Source organism: Kitasatospora purpeofusca, from assembly GCF_000718025.1.
GTDB classification, from domain to species: Bacteria; Actinomycetota; Actinomycetes; order Streptomycetales; family Streptomycetaceae; genus Kitasatospora; species Kitasatospora purpeofusca.
The window spans coordinates 22065-39344 of the sequence record NZ_JODS01000043.1; the positions used below are offsets into that span (position 1 = coordinate 22065).

12 protein-coding genes and 1 pseudogene are annotated in these 17280 nt (G+C 75.4%); 6 read left to right on the plus strand and 7 right to left on the minus strand.

The features are described from left to right. Positions 1-5: 5 nt before the first annotated feature. The 3 genes from IF01_RS0137260 to IF01_RS0137270 form a co-directional block, all read right to left on the minus strand. Positions 6-1667, minus strand: a complete 1662-nt coding sequence (locus IF01_RS0137260) for an LCP family protein (protein ID WP_094745734.1) — start codon at positions 1665-1667, stop codon at positions 6-8. Between the two features lie 216 nt (positions 1668-1883). Beyond that, positions 1884-3377, minus strand: coding sequence for an LCP family protein (locus IF01_RS42925; RefSeq protein ID WP_078880650.1), 1494 nt, complete (start codon positions 3375-3377; stop codon positions 1884-1886). 36 nt (positions 3378-3413) lie between these two features. Next, positions 3414-4205 (minus strand): TIGR03089 family protein, encoded by a 792-nt coding sequence (locus IF01_RS0137270; RefSeq protein WP_030398071.1) that lies wholly within the window; start codon positions 4203-4205, stop codon positions 3414-3416. 104 nt (positions 4206-4309) lie between these two features. On the opposite strand from IF01_RS0137270, the gene IF01_RS0137275 reads away from it, so the two are divergent. Further along, complete coding sequence (locus IF01_RS0137275; protein WP_051756940.1) at positions 4310-5533, plus strand: peptidoglycan recognition protein family protein; 1224 nt, start codon at positions 4310-4312, stop codon at positions 5531-5533. Positions 5534-5552: 19 nt separating this feature from the next. Here the strand turns inward: IF01_RS0137275 and IF01_RS0137280 are convergent, their stop codons facing one another. Further along, positions 5553-6044, minus strand: a complete 492-nt coding sequence (locus tag IF01_RS0137280) for an SgcJ/EcaC family oxidoreductase (RefSeq protein ID WP_063764399.1) — start codon at positions 6042-6044, stop codon at positions 5553-5555. A 39-nt stretch (positions 6045-6083) separates the two neighbouring features. On the opposite strand from IF01_RS0137280, the gene IF01_RS0137285 reads away from it, so the two are divergent. Then, positions 6084-7097 carry a DNA-3-methyladenine glycosylase family protein gene (locus IF01_RS0137285; protein WP_030398074.1) on the plus strand — a complete coding sequence of 338 codons (1014 nt, stop codon included), beginning with the start codon at positions 6084-6086 and terminating at the stop codon, positions 7095-7097. A 230-nt stretch (positions 7098-7327) separates the two neighbouring features. Continuing rightward, positions 7328-7459, plus strand: a pseudogene (locus IF01_RS47910) (type II toxin-antitoxin system RelE family toxin); the annotation flags it as partial. A 3-nt stretch (positions 7460-7462) separates the two neighbouring features. Here the strand turns inward: IF01_RS47910 and IF01_RS0137300 are convergent. The 3 genes from IF01_RS0137300 to IF01_RS0137310 all read right to left on the minus strand — a co-directional run bounded on the left by IF01_RS0137300 (position 7463) and on the right by IF01_RS0137310 (position 10455). Next, complete coding sequence (locus IF01_RS0137300; RefSeq protein ID WP_030398076.1) at positions 7463-8755, minus strand: coenzyme F420-0:L-glutamate ligase; 1293 nt, start codon at positions 8753-8755, stop codon at positions 7463-7465. Next, on the minus strand, positions 8752-9711 hold the full coding sequence (gene cofD / locus IF01_RS0137305; RefSeq protein ID WP_030398077.1) for a 2-phospho-L-lactate transferase: 960 nt from the start codon (positions 9709-9711) through the stop codon (positions 8752-8754). Before cofD ends, IF01_RS0137300 begins: the two co-directional genes overlap by 4 nt. Before the next feature lie 63 nt (positions 9712-9774). Further along, positions 9775-10455, minus strand: coding sequence for a cysteine dioxygenase (locus IF01_RS0137310; protein ID WP_233290153.1), 681 nt, complete (start codon positions 10453-10455; stop codon positions 9775-9777). A 622-nt stretch (positions 10456-11077) separates the two neighbouring features. Between IF01_RS0137310 and IF01_RS0137315 the strand changes: the two genes are divergently transcribed. The 3 genes from IF01_RS0137315 (at position 11078) to IF01_RS48725 (ending at position 17211) form a co-directional block, all read left to right on the plus strand. Beyond that, positions 11078-11347 (plus strand): WhiB family transcriptional regulator, encoded by a 270-nt coding sequence (locus IF01_RS0137315; protein ID WP_030310813.1) that lies wholly within the window; start codon positions 11078-11080, stop codon positions 11345-11347. 248 nt (positions 11348-11595) lie between these two features. Next, positions 11596-15495: a glycosyltransferase family 2 protein gene (locus tag IF01_RS0137320; RefSeq protein ID WP_063764400.1), complete on the plus strand. Its 3900-nt coding sequence runs from the start codon at positions 11596-11598 to the stop codon at positions 15493-15495. A 6-nt stretch (positions 15496-15501) separates the two neighbouring features. After that, positions 15502-17211 carry a DUF5719 family protein gene (locus tag IF01_RS48725; RefSeq protein WP_051756943.1) on the plus strand — a complete coding sequence of 570 codons (1710 nt, stop codon included), beginning with the start codon at positions 15502-15504 and terminating at the stop codon, positions 17209-17211. The last annotated feature ends 69 nt before the right edge of the window (positions 17212-17280 follow it).

Below are 17280 nucleotides of genomic sequence, written 5' to 3' on the forward strand. Positions count from 1 at the left end.
CGGGACTACTTCGCGCAGGCGTCGATGTCGTCGCCCTGGACCCGCTGGAGGTCCTTCGGAGCCTCGCTCGGCACCGCGGCGGGCATCGCGGCGGCCTGGGCGGCGGCCGCCGCCGGAGCGTCCTTGCCGAGCACCAGCACCAGCCCGTCCCGGGCGCCCAGCTTCGGGTCGGCCTTGACGGCCTCGGCGGGCAGGCCCAGCGCGGCGGCCAGCGCCGCCGCCTCGGCGGCCTTCCCGGCCGGGTGGGCGATCGAGGTGGCCGTCGCGACGGGCGCGTTCGCGGCTGTGGCGGCCTTGGCGTAGCCCTTCGCCACCAGCCGGTCGACGGCCTGCTGCGCCTGCCCGGGCGTCCCGCTGCCGTTGCGCACCGTCACCCGCAGGTCCTTCGCGTCGACCGCGGCCGCGGCGGTCGACGCCGCACCACCGGGCGCGGCCGGAGCCGCCGGAGCGGACGTGGCCGCCGGAGCCGCCGGAGCGGACGCCGCCGGTGCCTCCGGTGCCGCCGCCCCCGCCGCGGGCTCGGTCAACGAGCGGTCGCCGCCGACCATCGAGAACAGCTGGGCGGCGTCCGGCTGCTTGAGCACCAGCCGGTTCTCGTCCGCCGGGTCGTCCAGCACCGGCACGGTGGCGAAGGTGATCTTCCCGCTGTCGACCTTGCTCAGGTCCAGCGCGAGGTCCTTCAGCTTGTCCACACTGCCGATCCCGGAGTCCACGGTGAGCGCCTTGGTGGCGGAGTCCGCGAGCTTCCACAGCTTGGCCGGGTTGGTCAGGGTGTCGCTGCTCTTGATCGAGCGGATCATCGAGCCGATGAACTGCTGCTGCAGCGGTATTCGGGTGAGGTCGCCGCCCAGCCCGACGGCGTGCCGGGTACGGACGAAGGCGAGCGCCTCGTCGCCCTGGACGACGTGCCGGCCCTTGGCCATCCGCAGGTGCGAGTCCGGGTCGTTGATGTCCTTGGCCGCGCACACCTCGACGCCGCCGACGGCGGTGGAGAGCGTCTTGACGGCGTCGAAGTTGACCATCACGAAGTGGTCGACCCGGATCCCGGTGACCTTCTCGACGGTCTTCCAGGTGCAGCCCGGATCGCGGCCCTCCTGGCCGAGGCTGTTGTTGAACATCGTGCGCGCCGTCCCGGGGATGGTCTTCCCGTCCGGCGTCCGACACTCCGGGACGGGCACCATGAGGTCGCGCGGGATGCTGAGCGCCGTGGCGTTGCTGCGGTCCTTGGCGATGTGGAACAGCAGCGTGGTGTCCGCGTGCCCGGCGCTGCCCTCGTCGCCGTACTCGCGGCCCAGGCCCTCCCGGCTGTCGGTGCCGATCACCAGGATGTTCAGGGCGTCGGCGACCGGTTTGGGCCGCTCGGCCTCGTTGCCCAGCTGCACCTTGACGGCGGTGATGTTGTTGTTGAAGTGCTGGTACGCGTAGTACGCGCCGCCGCAGCCGGCCACCAGGGCGAACGCGGCGAGGCCGCCGGTCCACTTCAGCACCCGACGGCGCCGGGTGCGCCGGGCGGTCAGGGCCCGGCGCCGGGCGGCCCGGCCGCCGGGGTGCGGGGGTTCGGCCGCGGCCTCGGCCGGGGTGTGAAGTCGCTGGGCGGGGATGCCCCGGGCGGGGTCGGCGGGGTGCCGGTCGGCGCCCGCCCCTCCGTCGTGGATGTCCTGCTGCACGGGTGCTCCCCTCCCTCCGGCCGCTCCTCGGCCCGGCGCGCGAAATGCGCGACCGACTCGGACACCCTAGACGAGCCGGATGACGGAATTGTTCCGAGTGTGATCTCCGCCATGGTTTCCGGAGGGAATTCCGCGGCCGAATGCGGGGCCGGGAATTTCCGGGGAGAACCCCTCCAAGATCATGTTCTGTGTACGGAACAGTGATCGTGTCCAGGCTCAATGCACCGCGCAGGCGTCCACATCGGCGGTCCGCCCCTCGAAGGCCGCCGGGCCGCTCGCGCCCGGTGACGGCGACGGTCCAGGGGTCCCGGCGGCCGAGGAGACCGACGTCGGAACCGAAGCGGAAGCCGACGCCGAAGCCGAAGCCGACGCCGACGACGCCGACGACGGGACCGCCGACGGGACCGGCGCGGCCGAGGGCGCCACCGTCGGCCTGGTCCCCACCGGAGCGGCGGACGGACTCGACCCCGGCGGCCGCACCTCCACCGGCCGGTCGTCCCGCAGCGCCGCGAACAACTGGGTGGTCTGCGGCTGCACGAACTCGTCCCGGTCCGAGTCGAACCGGTACGGCCGCCGAGGCGCCGTCAGGAAGGTCACGTCCGAGGACGGGATCCCGCGCAGGTCCTGGGTCAGGTCGTACAGCTCGCCCAGCGAGGACAGCCCGCCGTCCGCCTGCACCGAGGAGGTGGCGGCGTCCAGCACCGGCCACAGCTTGGTCGGGTTGAGCAGCACGTCCTGCGACTGCACCTTGCGGATCAGTGCCGCCAGGAACTGCTGCTGACGCCCCATCCGCTGGGTGTCGCTGCCGTCCCCGAGGGTCTCCCTGGCCCGGACGTAGCCGAGCGCCTGCTCGCCGTGCAGGGTCTGCCGCCCGGCCGCGAGGTCCAGCTTGGCGTCCTTGTCGTGGATCGGCTGCGGGACGCACACCTCGACACCGTCGACGGCGTCCACCATCCGCTTGAAGCCCGCGAAGTCGACGATCACGTAGTGGTCGATCCGGATGCCGCTGAGCTGCTCCACGGTCCGGATCGAGCAGGCGGGGCCGCCGGTCTCGAACGCGGCGTTGAACTGCATCAGCGTCGGCCGGCTGCGGGTGCCGTCCGGCTTCTCGCAGGCCGGGACGCTCACCATGACGTCGCGCGGGATGGAGACGGCGGTCGCGTGCCGCCGGTCGGCCGCGAGGTGGAGCAGGATCGTGGTGTCCGAGCGCTGGCCGCCGGCCGCGCCGTAGGTGGCGTTGGCGCCGGTCCGGTCGTCGCTGCCGATCAGCAGCAGGTTCTCGGCGCCCCGGGCCCCGGCGGTCCGGCTGGGGCGCTCGGCCTCCAGCCGGGCCAGCAGCTGGTCGGTGGTGGAGTCGGTGCGGATGTTGCCGTCGAGCTTGCGGTAGGCGACCCAGAGCAGCGTGCCGCAGCCGACGAGCAGGAAGGCGAGGACGCCGGCGGTGACGATCAGCCACCGCCGGCGCCGGCGTCTGCCCCCGCCGGGAGCACCGGGAGCACCGGGTGTACCGGGAGCATCGGGACCACCGGGCGCGCCGGGGGACCCCGGGTCCGCCGGGCCCCCCGCCCCGGCGGCGCAGTCCGGCCCGTCCGGCGGCTGTCCCGTCGGCGGCTGTCCGTTCGGCGTCCGCCCGGTCGGCGGGAGCCCGGCCCGCGGGGGTTCGGTTTTCGGGTGTTCGGTCGGGGGGTGCTCGGTGTCGTCCTCGGCCATGGCAGGGATCCCTACCCGCCCGGCCGGGGCCGGGGGTTACCCGAGGCGCAGTGTCACCCGTTCGGATTCGACCCGCTTCTCCCACTGCTCGGCGTCCAGGCCGTCCGCGTTGCGGCAGAGCACCACCGACGCGCCGGCCGCCAGCGGCGCCAGCAGCCCGGCCTCCAGCCCGGACCAGTCGTCGAAGGAGAGGGTGGAGAGCACCCGGTCGCCCGGTCCGAGGCCGAGCCGGGCGGCGCCCTCGCGGGCCAGCTGGACGGTCTGGTCCCCGGTCAGCTTCAGCGGCAGGCCGTCCACCACGGTCTCCAGCGCGGGGGCGTCCGGGGTGACGGGGGAGTAGGGGGCGAACCGGTCACCCTGCCCGGGCACCTCGGCCGCGTAGTCCAGGAAGCCGTCCGGGCGCTGGGGGAACCGCCCGCCGAGCGGCCGCAGGGCGAGCGCCACCCGCTCGCCCTCGCAGGCCTGGGCGGCCTCCAGGCCGTCCGGGCCGCTGACCACCAGGTCGGCGGCGGCCGGGTCGCCGGCCGGGACCGCCGCGACCCCGACCGACCAGCAGGCGAGCAGCCAGACGGCGCTCTGCCAGTGGGCCGGGAGGAGCAGCGCGGCGCGGTCGCCCGGACCGGCGTTGAGTTCGTCCTGGAGCAGGTTGGCGGTCTTGGCCACCCAGTTGTCGAAGGTCCTCGCGGACAGCTCCACGCGTTCGCCGGTGGCGTCGTCGTAGAAGGTGACCAGTGGGGCCGCGGGGTCGACCGAGGGAGTGCCACCTCGCAGGTAAGCGTGCAGCAGCTCGACGGGGGTGCGGGCATCGGCAGCGAAAGGCGAAGTCATGGTGCGCCCCAGCCTACGGCCTTCGGGTGGACGTCCGGGAGGGGTGGCGGAAGGGTCGCGGGGTGGCGTGGCGCCCCGCCCGGAATCCCGTGAACATCCGGGTTATGCGCATCTCTCTCCGTGCCCTCCGCGGCCGCCCGCCCGTCGTCCTGCTCGCCGTCCTCGCGGCCGTCCTGACGCTCCCGTCGATCCCCGCCGAGGCCCGGGCCGGTGCCGGGGCGCCGGTGGCCCGCCCGGGGGCGCCGGGGCCGGCGGGCGGCGGCTCCGTCACCTCGCTCCCGCTGACCGGGGGGCGGCTGCTCGCCGGGCGCACCGCCCGGCGGTTCGACCTGCTCGGCGTCGGCTGGGACGGTCCGGCGCGGGCGCTCGCCGGGGGCACCGTCAAGGTCCGTACCCGGGACGCGGCCACCGGCGTCTGGAGCGGCTGGCACGAGCTGGAGACCGACGGCGAGGACGGTCCGGACGCCGGGGCCGACACCGCCGCCACCACTGCGGTCACCGCCGCCAGCCGTGCGCCGCGCGGTGCCACCGCACCGCTGTGGACCGGCCCGAGCGACGGTGTCGCCGTCGAGGTGACGCCCGGTCCGGCCGGACCGCCGCCCGGACTGCGGGTGGAGCTGGTCGACCCGGGGGAGGGCGTCCGCTCCGCCGGCGCGCGGACCGTGCCCGCCGAACCGCCTGCCGCCGGACCGGCGGACGGCGGCCGCCGGACCGGACACCACCAGGCCCCGCGCCCGGAGATCGTCACCCGGGCCGGCTGGGGCGCGGACGAGTCGATCCGCGAGCCCGACTTCGTGTACACCGGACCGGTCCGGGTGGTCTTCGTCCACCACACCGCGACCACCACCGAGTACGCGTGCTCCGACGCGCCCCGGGTGATCCGGGCGATCTACCAGTACCACGTGCAGAGCAACGGCTGGCGGGACATCGGCTACAACTTCCTGGTCGACCGCTGCGGCACCGTCTACGAGGGCCGGGCCGGCGGCACCGACCTGCCGGTGCACGGCGCGCACACACTGGGCTTCAACACCGACTCGGCGGGCGTCGCGGCGATCGGCACCTTCGTCACGGACGTCCCCCCGGCGGACCTGCTGACCGGGGTGGCCCGGATCGCGGCCTGGAAGCTCGGCCTCACCGACCAGGACGCGGCCGGGAGCACCCGGATGGTCTCCGGCTCCGACGGCAGCCTCTACCCGGCGGGCACCGGCGCGGACTTCCAGGCCGTCTCCGGACACCGCGACGCCTTCAACACCGAGTGCCCGGGCGACGCCCTCTACCCGAGGCTCCCCGAGCTGCGCACCGAGGCGGCGCGGCTCCAGGGCCGCTGACGCCCCGGCCGGGCCCGCCCTACTCCGGGCCCGGCCCGCGCCCGATCAGCGCCCGCAGCTCGGCCGTCAGCGCCCGCGCGAGGTCCGGCCGCTCGTCGTACCGGGCCGGGGTGGCCTGCATCAGCGCGATCCGCCAGCCGGCGCCCGCGTCGACCGCGATCACCGTGTGCAGCGCGTTCAGCGCGGGATCGAGGTCCTCCGCGTCGTCCGGCACCAGGCCGGCGACCGCGTCCAACTGCGCCACCCGCGGCCCCAGCGCCCGCACCCGCCGGACCTTGGCGACGAACTCGGGCGTCGGGCGGCCGGTGAAGATCCGTCCCAGTTCGGCGGCCATCACCGACCGGCCGCCGTGCCGGGTGCCGTCGAAGCCGATCAGCTCGCCGTCCACCGCGAACGGCCCGGCGAAGGCCGCGCCGTCCCGCAGGTTCCACCCTTCGAGCACCCGGTGGTAGAGGGACCGCACGGCACTCTCGTCACCGGCGGACAGCTCCGGCACCCGCGTATCGTTCATATCCCCATGGTCGGCGGACGGTGCAGGAGGTGCACGGCGGTGAGCGGGACCTCGACGGGCGGGCGCGCGCCCCGGGCCGCGGCCGCGGAGGTGCCTGCGGAGGTGCCCGGCCCCGGGAGCTCCGACACCGGGAGTCCCGACGCCGGAGCCGTCCGCCACTGGCGGCCCGGTTTCCCGCTGGACGTGGCCCGCACCCTGCTGCCGCTGCGCCGGGGCCCGGCCGACCCGTCCTACCGGAGGACGGCCGACGGCGCCCTCTGGCGGGCCTCCCGCACCCCGGGCGGTATCGGCACCCTGCGGGTGCTGGCCCGTCCCTCCGAGGGCGTGGTCGAGGCGACGGCCTGGGGCCCCGGCGCGCAGTGGCTGCTGGACGGACTGCCCGGCCTGCTCGGCGCCCAGGACGACCCGGCGGGCCTGGTCCTGCCGGCCGGCCCGCTGCGCGAGGCGCAACGCGGCGCGGCGGGGGTGCGGCTGACCAGGACCGGCCTGGTCCTGGAGTCCCTGGTGCCGGCGATCCTGGAACAGAAGGTCACCACCGGCGAGGCCTACCGGGCCTGGTCCACCCTGCTGCGCGCCTTCGGCACCCCGGCACCCGGCCCGGCCGAGGGCCTCTGGGTGGCACCCTCGGCCCGGGAGTGGTCGCTGGTGCCGAGCTGGGAGTGGCACCGCGCGGGCGTCGACCCGAAGCGCTCCGCGACGGTGCAGCGCGCCGTCCGGCTGGCCCCCCGGCTGGAGGAGGCCTCGGCGATGGGGCACGAGGAGTCCTTCGCCCGTCTGACCGCCGTCCCGGGTGTCGGTGTCTGGACGGCCGCCGAGACCCTGCAGCGCAGCAACGGGGACGCGGACGCCGTCTCGGTCGGGGACTTCCACCTGCCCAACACGGTCGGCTGGGCCCTGGCCGGCCGGGTCCGCAGCGACGACGCCCAGATGCTGGCCCTTCTGGAGCCCTACCGCCCGCACCGCCACCGCCTGTGCCGGATCCTGCTGTCCACCGGCACCCACGCCCCCCGCTTCGGCCCCCGCCTCACTCCCAACGACCACCGCCGCCGCTGAAACCGCCCGTTCGGGTGCACTGCGCGTTCAAAGGGTTCGGTGAGTGAGCGCTGTGGCGGTCCGACGGAATGGGCTCACCTGACCCTGGACGCGATCGAGGAAGCGGCGGACGAGATCGCTGCGCGGGAGGCCGAGCTCCATCGCGACGACCCGACGGTCAGCATGGTGGAGCTCTTGGTGGATTTGTTCGACGCGCCCCCGGACTCGGCCGGGAGTGCCGCATGCAGTAGCTGACCGGACACGACGGTCTCTACCGGTTGTGGGTGGGGGCCTATCGCGTGGTGTACGAGGTGCGGGGCGGCGAGATGGTCGTCCTGGTGGTCGACGTGGGCAACCGGCGGGACGTCCACCGCCGCCTCTGACCCCTACCGCACCTCGATGAAGGCGTCCGCCGTGCGGTCCGGACGACTGCGGGGCGGTTCGGCTGGGCGGCCGACGGCGACGGCGCCCATCGGGTCCCAGTGCTCCGGGAGGTCGAGGACCTCGCGCACCGTGTCGCGGCAGAACATCGTCGAGGAGACCCAGGCCGAGCCGTAGCCCTCGCCGGCCAGGGTGACCAGCAGGTTCTGCACGGCGGCGCCGACGGCGACGGTGAACATCTCGCGCTCGGCGGCGGCCCGGCGCTCGTCCGGGTAGTCGTGCGAGCCGTCCATCACCAGGCACGGGACGACCAGGTAGGGGGCCGCGCGCAGGACGTCGCCGCGGGCGGTGCGGCGGGCGATCCTCTCCTCGTCCCAGCCGTCCAGCTCGGCGAGGTCGCGGCGCCAGGCGGCGAGCATCGCGTCCAGCAGCCGGGTCCGCACCTCGGGGGTCTCCAGCAGGACGAACCGCCACGGCGTGGTGTGGTGCGGCGCGGGCGCGGTGGCCGCGGCGGCGACCGCGCGCCGGACGGCGCCCGGGTCGACCGGTTCGGCGGTGAACGCGCGGACGGTGCGCCGCTGGGTGACGGCCTGCCGGATCGCCTCGGAGGTGCCGAGCCGGAACATGTCGTCGGCGGCGGGCCTGAGCAGCGGCCGGACGCCCTCGCCGTCCTCGGCGGTGACCAGGTGGCCGAGGCCGCGGACCACGGCGACCGGGGTGCCGGTGCTCTTGCCCTTCACCAGGTCGGCGGCGCCGGCCAGCTCGTCGGCGGTGGCGGTGACGGTCTGGAACAGCTCGTTGCCGTGCGAGTCGGAGCGCCCGCGGTGGTCGTCCAGGACGGCCAGGCCGGCGGCGCCGATGGCGACATCGGTGAGGCCGTTGCGCCAGGGCCGCCCGAAAGTGTCGGTGACGACGACGGCGAGCCGGCGCCCGGTGAGCTGCCGGAGCCGGGCGCGCAGCGCGCGGGCCGAGGCGTCCGGGTCCTCGGGCAGCAGCAGGACGGTGCCGGGCGCGGTGTTCGAGGCGTCCACCCCGGCGGCGGCCATGACCAGGCCGTTGCGGTTCTCGACGATCCGGATCGGGCCGCGCCGGGCGACCAGCCGGACGGTCTCGGCGTCGATCGCGGCCTCCCGGTCGGCGGCGTGCAGCAGCCGGCCCTCGGCCTTGCTGACCACCTTGGAGGTGACCAGCAGGATGTCGCCGTCCTCGTAGTCGGCGGCCTTGGCGATCAGCTCGGCGAGGTCGCTGTCGGCGTCGATCTCGGGCAGCCCGCCGACCGGGAGGATCCGCAGGCTCACCGGCGCACCTGCTCGGCGAGCGCCAGCGCGGCCCGGGCCATCTCGGCGGTGGCGGCGACGTCGGTCATCAGCAGCGGCACCGCCCGGCAGGCGATCCCGCCCGCCTCGACGGCGGCCACGGCGGCCTCGTCGACGGTGTCCACCAGCCAGCCGTCCACCAAGTCGGAGCCGTAGTTCAGCGCCACGGCCTCGGCGGTGGCCTCGACCCCGACGGCGGCGAGCACCTTGTCGGCCATGCCCCGCACGGGCGCGCCGCCGATGATCGGCGAGAGCCCGACGACCGGCGCGGAGGCGGCGGCGACCGCCTCGCGGATGCCCGGCACGGCGAGGATGGTGCCGATCGAGACGACCGGGTTGGACGGCGGGAAGAGGATGACGTCGGCCTCGGCGAGGGCGTCCAGCACGCCGGGCGCCGGCTTGGCGGTGTCGGCGCCGACCGGCACGATCGCCTCGGCGTCGACGGCGGCGTGCAGCTTGACCCAGTACTCCTGGAAGTGGATGGCCCGGGTGCCCTGCTCGTCGGTGATCCGGACGTGGGTCTCGATCCGGTCGTCGCTCATCGGCAGCAGCCGCACCCCGGGCTGCCAGCGCACGCAGAGCGCCTCGGTGACCTGGCTGAGGGTGTAGCCGGCGGTGAGCATCTGGCTGCGCACGAGGTGGGTGGCGAAGTCCCGGTCGCCGAGCCCGAACCACTCGGGGCCGACGCCGTACTCCTTCATCTCGGCCTTGATGGACCAGGTCTCGTCGGTCCGGCCCCAGCCCTGCTCCTCGTGGATGCCCCCGCCGAGGGTGTACATGACGGTGTCGAGGTCGGGGCAGACCTTCAGCCCGAAGAGGTGGATGTCGTCACCGGTGTTGCCGATGACGGTGATCTCGTCCTCGGGTCCGATGGCCTCCCGGAGTCCGCGCAGGAAACGCGCTCCGCCGATCCCGCCTGCCAGTGCCACGATGCGCATGCGCCCATCCTGCCACGCGCCGACGGGTCGTCAGCCCGACCCTCGACAACCGCGCCCGGAGCCTCAGTGGGCCTCGGCGGACGTCTGCGGGTGCTGCTCGGGGACGACGGCGGCCCCGTACTGGTTCATCTCGGTCAGGCCGGGGGTGTAGAGGTGGATCGAGACGGCGGGCTCCAGCGAGGCGTTGACCACCTCGTGCAGGTACCCGGGGGAGAAGACCCTCTGCCCGCCGGGGCGCAGGTCGCGCGACCCCGACCCGCTGGGGGTACCCCCGGCCGAAGGCTGGGGGAGTGTGAGGGAGCGCTCGACCAGCTCGCCGCGGACCACGCTCATCACGCCGGAGGAGGTGCCGTGGTCGTGGAAGCCGCTGCTCTGGCCGGGCAGCCAGCTGAGCAGCCAGACCTCGTAGCCGGGGCCGGTCTCCAGCCGGGCGTACCAGCGGGTGAGCGCGTCGTACCGGACCAGCGGCTCCCAGCGGTCCCGGTCGGCGGCGATCTCGCGGACCAGCCGGGCGTACTCGGCGACGGTGGTGGGGTGGGCGGGCAGGTCGGTGCGGGCGAGGTGCGGGAAGGCCAGCGGGTCGCCGGCGATGGAGACGTCGCTGAGGCCGTCGGCCCACGGGTGGCCGCCGGGCCGGGCGGCGGGGGCGGGTGCCGCGGGGCGGGTGGTGGAGGCGGCGCGGAGGCCGTGGAGAGCGAGCTTGCTGCGGTCGCGGTTCCGCTTGCGGATGCGGATCATTCGCACGGGAGTCGTCCTCGGAGGGCTGGTTCGTCAGGGGAGTCAGCCGGGTCCGGGATGTCCTGGGGCGGGAATCGCGGGCGGCCTCTGTGCTTCCTGGGCGGCGCGCGGCGGGACGGCGGGCGCCTAGATACAGCGGCAGGAACAGAGGCGACAACAGGAGTCCACGGCAGGGCGGAGCGCGGAACCGCTCCGGGGGCCGAGGAACTCTGACATAGGGAAAAGGACAACGCATCCGCAGGGCCGGTGTCAACTCGGGGAGAGCGGACATTCGGGTGAGATCGGCCATGAACTACCCGATGGAGTGATAAATCACCCTCTATGTTTCGATGGGAAGATCGCCGGGAAGGCAGGGCGATGACCGGCCTGTGGCGGTGACCGCATGTCACCCGGCCCCCGGTCGCGAATGGTTCGTCGACTTTCGCGCGCAATCGGGCTAGAGGTCCCATGTGTCCGGTTATGTACACTATTCGTAACGGCTTGGTGCCAGGGAGTGAATCCCGACCCCAATACCAGAGCTCGGCTTGACTGGGCCAGAGTGACGCAACTGTAATTTCACTCGTGTCGTCGGCCGCACGAGGCAACGGCAACCACGGGGACGCCAATAGGGGCAGAGGAGGCGCGCCACATGAGCGAGCTCTTTGAGCTGTTGATCGGTGACGGCATCGAGGAGGAGGAAGAACTCGGCTGGCAGGAGCGCGCACTCTGCGCGCAGACCGACCCCGAGTCCTTCTTCCCGGAGAAGGGCGGCTCCACCCGCGAGGCCAAGAAGGTCTGCCTCGCCTGCGAGGTCCGCTCCGAGTGCCTGGAGTACGCCCTGGCCAACGACGAGCGCTTCGGCATCTGGGGCGGCCTGTCCGAGCGCGAGCGCCGTCGGCTCAAGAAGAGCGCCGTCTGACCGGGGTGGCCGCATCCCCCGGAACCTCCGGATCCCCAGGCTTCCCCGGATCCGCCGGCCGCGGCACCCCGACCGGCCGGCCCGCGCGAACAGCCCGCGACGGAGCGCCTCACCCCCCGTGGTGAGGCGCTTTCGCGTTCCCGGGCGGACACCGTGGACGGAGCCGACACCCGGAGCCGTTAGTGTGGTGCGCCATCCGGTTGCCGTTCACCGGCTGTGTCCACCGAGAACTGGGGCCCGCGCACTCGATGACCGTCTACAGCCACCAGAGCGGCTCCTCCGCCAGCAGGCCGCCCGCCTATCCGCGCCATCTGGTCACCGCCGTGATCGTCTCCCACGACGGCGCCCGCTGGCTGCCGCAGGCCCTCGCCGGCCTGCTCGGCCAGGACCGCCAGGTCCAGCGCGTCCTCGCGGTCGACACCGGATCCACCGACGACTCCCAGCGCCTGCTCGCCGAGACCCTCGCCGACTGGCTCCCCGACAGCGGCCCGACCGTGCTCGGCCGCCGGGCCGGCTTCGGCACCGCCGTGGCCGAGGCGGTCTTCAACAGCCCGCCGCTGCGCGCCGAGGACCTGCCCTACCGGCTCGACCCCTCCGGCTACGACCCGGTCACCGGCGGCTGGGACGACTTCGGCGACCCGCTCGGCGAGGAGGACGACCTCGGCCGGGGCGGCCCCCGCGAGACCACCCCGGTCGAATGGCTCTGGCTGCTGCACGACGACTGCGAGCCGCAGACCGACGCGCTGCGCCGACTGCTCCAGGTCGCCGACTCCACCCCCAGTGCCGCCGTCGTCGGCCCCAAGTTGCGCAGCTGGTACGACCGCCGGCAGTTGCTGGAGGTCGGCGTCAGCATCGCCCGCTCCGGCCGCCGCTGGACCGGGCTCGACCGGCGCGAGCAGGACCAGGGCCAGCACGACCAGGTCCGCCCGGTGCTTGCCGTCTCCACCGCCGGCATGCTGGTGCGCCGCGACGTCTTCGAGGAGCTCGGCGGTTTCGACCGGGCGCTGCCGCTGATGCGCGACGACACCGACTTCTGCTGGCGGGTCAACGCCGCCGGCCACCGCGTCGTGGTCGCCCCGGACGCCGTGCTCCGGCACGCCGAGGCCGCCAGCCGCGAGCGCCGCGCCATCGACTGCGGCCCCGCCCACCCGCACCGGGTGGACAAGGCCGGCGCCGTCTTCACCCTGCTCGCCAACTCCAAGGGCGTGCTCTTCCCCTACGTCCTGCTCCGGCTGGTGCTCGGCACCCTGCTGCGGGTGTTCGCCAACCTGCTCGGCAAGGACCCCAAGCAGGCCTTCGACGAGCTGGCCGGCCTCGGCCACGAACTCGTCCGGCTGCCCCGGCTGCTGGCGGCCCGCAAACGCCGCGGCCGCACCCGCTCCGCCGACGCGCTGGACGACCGCACGCTCTTCCCCGCACCCGGCGCCACCGCCCGGCTCGCGGTCGAGGGCGTCGTCGGCTCGCTCGGCATCGGGGGCGGTGACGACACCGGCGGCCGGCACGGCTCGGTCGAGGCCGGGCCGGGCGACGAGGACTCCGAGGACCTGGTCGTCGAGCAGTTCGCCCTGATTAAGAAGCTCGCCCGGCGCCCGGCGCCGGTGCTGTTCGCCGCCCTGCTGGTGTTCGCGCTGGTCGCCTGCCGCGACCTGCTCGGCGGCGGGGCCCTGTTCGGCGGCGCCCTGCTGCCCGCCACCGACGGCGCGGCCGGGCTCTGGTCGATGTACGCCGACGCCTGGCACCCCGTCGGCACCGGCTCCACCGCCGCCGCGCCGCCCTACCTCGCGGTGCTGTCGATCCTCTCCTGGATGCTGTTCGACCACGCCGACCTCGCGGTCACCCTGCTGGTCGTGCTCGCCGTCCCGCTCTCCGCCGTGAGCGCCTACCTGGTCTCCCGGCCGCTGATCGACTCCAAGCTGGTCCGCGCCTGGGCCAGCGCCACCTACGCGCTGCTGCCCGCCGCCACCGGTGCGCTCGCCCAGGGCCGGATCGGCACCGCCGTGCTGGCCGTGCTGCTCCCGCCGCTGGCCCGCGCCGCCGCCGTCACCGCCGGCCTCGGCATCCGCGCGGAGAGCGCCGCCAAGGGCGCCCGCCCCGGCTGGCGCTCCGCCTGGATGACGGTCCTGCTGCTCACCCTGGCCACCGCCTTCGTCCCGCTGGTCTGGGCCCTGGCGGTGCCGCTCTGCCTGGCCATGCTGGTCACCGCCGTGGTCCGCGGCGGGGCCTTCGGCTCCGGCGCCACCGCGCTGCGACTGCTCGGCCTGCGCGTCCTGGTCGTCCTCGCGGTGCCGGTCGGGGTGCTCGCCCCCTGGTCGCTGCAGGTGCTCTCGGACCCGCAGCGGCTGCTGCTGGAGGCCGGCCTGCCCGGTCTGCACGGCTCCGGGCCGACCTCGGCCGGGCTGCTGATGGTCAACCCCGGCGGCGCCGGGGTACCGCCGGTCTGGCTCTCCGCCGGTGTGGTGCTGGCCGCGCTGGCCGCCCTGCTGCGCGCCGACCGCCGCCGCGCGGTGCTGGCAGCCTGGGGTGCCGCCGGGGCCGGACTGGTCTTCGCGGTCGTGGTGGCCGGCACCTCGGTGACCCCCGCCTCCGGCGGTCCGGCCGTGCCCGCGTGGTCCGGCCCGGCCACCCTGCTGGCCGGTGTCGCCCTGCTGGCCGCCGCCGCGATCGGCGCCGACGGCGCCAACGCCCGGGTCGCCGGCATCGCCTTCGGCTGGCGCCAGCCGGTCGCCGCGCTGGTGGTCGCCGCCGCCCTGCTCGCCCCGCTGGGCACCGGCCTCTGGTGGGCCGTCACCGGCGCCGACGGCCCGCTGCACCGGGGCCGCGGCGCCCAGGTGCCCGCGTTCATCGCCGAACAGGCCGGCACCACCGACCGCTCCCGCACCCTGGTCCTCACCGGCGACCCGAAGGGCGGATCGGTCGCGTACACCGTGGTCCGCGGCTCCGGACTGACGCTGGGCCAGGCCGAGTCCACCGTGGACCCGGCCACCGGCACCACGGCCGGCCTGGACCGGACCGTCGGCAGCCTGCTGGCCGGCTCCGGCGCCGACCAGGCGGGCGCGCTCTCCCGCTACGGCATCGCCTACGTACTGGTCGACCAGCCGCTGATCGGCGCCTTCAAGGACGTCCTGGACACCACGCCCGGCCTGGTCAAGGCCAACCAGGACGGCGGCGCCGCGCTCTGGCAGGTCGACGGCACCCCCGCGACCCGGGCCCTGATCACCGCGCCGGGCACCGTCCCGGTGGTGGTCCCGTCCGGCCCGCGCGACATCGCCACCACCCTGCCGGCCGGTCCCGAGGGCCGGGTGCTGCGGCTCGCCGAGTCCGCCGCCCCCGAGTGGACGGCCACCCTGGACGGCACCGCCCTGGAGCGGGTCACCGTCGACGGCTGGGCGCAGGGCTTCAAGCTCCCCGCCGCCGGCGGCAAGCTGGTCCTCACCCGTGAGGGCAGCCTGCTGCACACCGGCTGGACCTGGGCCCAGCTGCTGCTCGGCCTGACCGTGCTGGTGCTGGCCCTGCCCGGCCGGCGCAACCACAAGGACGACGACCTGCCCGAGGACGTGGTCGCCGCCGCCGAGCTGGCCGCCGCCGCCCAGGCGCAGGCCCCGGTCCCCGGCAGCCGCCGGGCCCGCCGGATGGCCGAGCGGGGCGAGGGCGCCGAGAACGAGGGCCCGGATCCGGTCGACCCGGACGCCGGGGTGTACGAGGGCCGGCCCGGCCCGGCCGGGGCACAGCCGGTCGCCGAGCCGTCGACCGGAGCGGTCCTGGCGGCCGCCGCCGCGCAGGAGGCCGAGCCGTACGCCGACCCGTACCAGACGTACCAGCAGGCCGACCCGTACAGCTACGACCCGTACGCGCAGCAGCCGGTCGGCACGCCGTACGGCGGCCAGGGGTACGGCGGCCAGGACGGCTACCAGCAGCAGGGCTACCAGCCCTACCAGGGCGAGCAGCAGCAGTACGGCTACGACCCGTACCAGCAGCCCGAGCAGCAGCCCTGGGTGCCGGGGCAGCAGCAGGCCGAGCCCTACTACGAGCAACAGGACCCGAACCGGCCGCACGACCCGAACCAGCCGCACGACCCGAACGACCCGAACGACCCGAACAGCCCGCACGGCCCGGGCCGGTACCCGCACCACCACGGATCGGGGAGCTGACCCGCGATGAAGAAGCCCGCCTTCAGGAAGAAGCCCGGCACGCCGGACACCGCCCGCGGGGCCGGGGGGACCGGCACCTTCGACGGCGCCCCGGCCGGCGCGGCCCCGGCGGCCCCCCGGGGCTCCGGCGCCGCCCGCACCACCCGGTCGCTGCTGGCCGCCGCCGTGGTGCTGGCGGCGGTGTTCGGCATCGCCGAGCTCCGCAAGCCCGCCGCCCCGGCGGCCGCCGACCGGGCCACCGCCACCTCGGCGCAGGTCGAGCGGACCGCCGTGGTCTGCCCGCAGCCGCTCCAGGGCCTCACCGGCGCCACCACGCTCACCGCGTACACCCCGCCGGGCGCGGGCGCCGGTGACGGCACCGCCGGCAGCGGCTGGATCTCCGACGCCGCCGCGCCGGCCGCCGCCCCGGCCGCCCCCGCAGCGCCGAGCGCCCCCGCGACCCCCGCCGCCAACGGTGCGCCCACCCCGGCCGCCCCCGCCGCCGCCGTGGACAAGAACACCGCGCCCGCCGACGCCCGGCTCACCCTGGCCAAGCCCGGCACCCCGGTGTCCGCCCCCGCCGCCAACAGCGACCTGGCGCCCGGCGCCGGGGCCGTCGCCACCGGCGCGCTCGCCCCCGGCTTCACCGTCACCCAGACCACCACCGTCACCGAGCAGCGCGGCCTCGGCCTGTCCGGGATCACCTGCACGCCGTCCGGCACCGGGTTCTGGTTCGCGGGCGCCTCCACCGCCGAGGGCCGCACCGACTACGTCAGCCTGGTCAACGCCGAGTCCACGGCCGCCGTGGTCGACATCAAGCTCTACGGCGACAAGGGCCTGATCGAGAACGACGCCGCCAACGGCATCACCGTCGCCCCCGGCAGCTCCCAGTCGGTCCTGCTGCCCACCATCAGCAAGGGCCAGGTCGCCGACCTCGCCGTGCACGTGGTCGCCCGCTCCGGCCGGGTCGGCGCCGCCCTGCACGCCGCCGACGGCAGCAAGGGCGCCGACTGGGTGCCCGCCTCCGCCGACCCCGCGCCCGTCCAGGTGATGCCCGGTCTGCCCGCCGACACCTCGGCCGCCCACCTGGTGGTCTGGGCCCCGCCGGAGGACGACGCCGACCTGAAGATCGAGCTCTCCGGCAAGAACGGCTGGTTCGTCCCGGCCGGGAACGAGTCCATCCACGTCAAGGCCGGCATGGTCGCCTCGGTGGACCTCGGCAAGGTCACCCGGGACGAGGTCGCCGGGCTGCGGGTGTCGCCCAGCGACGACAAGCACCCCACCCCCGTGGTGGCCGGGGTGCGGGTCGACCGCGCCGGGGCGAACGGCAAGTCCGACGCCGCCTGGCTGGCCGGCACCGCGCCGGTCGGCGCCCGCGCCACCGTGGCCGACAACCGGGGCGGCGGGCCGTCCACGCTCTTCCTGACCTCCACCGGCGAGGCCGCCACCGTGCGGGTCACCGCCTCGGCCGGCACCGGCGGCGGCACCCCCGCCACCAAGGAGGTCCAGCTCCCGGCCGGCGGCACCGTCGCCCTCCCGGCGCCCGAGCCCACCGGGCTGAACGGCAGCTTCGCGCTCACCGTGGAGACCGTCTCCGGCGGCCCGGTCGTCGCCGCGCGGATGCTCGCGCTCCCCACCAAGGACGTGCCGATGTTCACCGTCCAGTCCCTGCGCGACGACCGCTCCACCGTCAAGGTCCCGCAGGCCTCCCAGGACCCGGGCGTGGTCCTGCGCTGAGCGGTGCGCCGACAGCACGGCGCGGGGGCCGCCGCCCGGTTCGGGCGGCGGCCCCCGCGCCGTGGCGGC

Excerpts from the sequence above, each read along its gene's own strand:
- IF01_RS42925 (WP_078880650.1), bottom strand. The coding sequence starts at position 3,377 with ATGGCCGAGGACGACACCGAGCACCCCCCGACCGAACACCCGAAAACC.
- IF01_RS0137270 (WP_030398071.1), bottom strand. The coding sequence starts at position 4,205 with ATGACTTCGCCTTTCGCTGCCGATGCCCGCACCCCCGTCGAGCTGCTG.
- IF01_RS0137275 (WP_051756940.1), top strand. The coding sequence starts at position 4,310 with ATGCGCATCTCTCTCCGTGCCCTCCGCGGCCGCCCGCCCGTCGTCCTG.
- IF01_RS0137280 (WP_063764399.1), bottom strand. The coding sequence starts at position 6,044 with ATGAACGATACGCGGGTGCCGGAGCTGTCCGCCGGTGACGAGAGTGCC.
- cofD (WP_030398077.1), bottom strand. The coding sequence starts at position 9,711 with ATGCGCATCGTGGCACTGGCAGGCGGGATCGGCGGAGCGCGTTTCCTG.
- IF01_RS0137315 (WP_030310813.1), top strand. The coding sequence starts at position 11,078 with ATGAGCGAGCTCTTTGAGCTGTTGATCGGTGACGGCATCGAGGAGGAG.
- IF01_RS0137320 (WP_063764400.1), top strand. The coding sequence starts at position 11,596 with ATGACCGTCTACAGCCACCAGAGCGGCTCCTCCGCCAGCAGGCCGCCC.
- IF01_RS48725 (WP_051756943.1), top strand. The coding sequence starts at position 15,502 with ATGAAGAAGCCCGCCTTCAGGAAGAAGCCCGGCACGCCGGACACCGCC.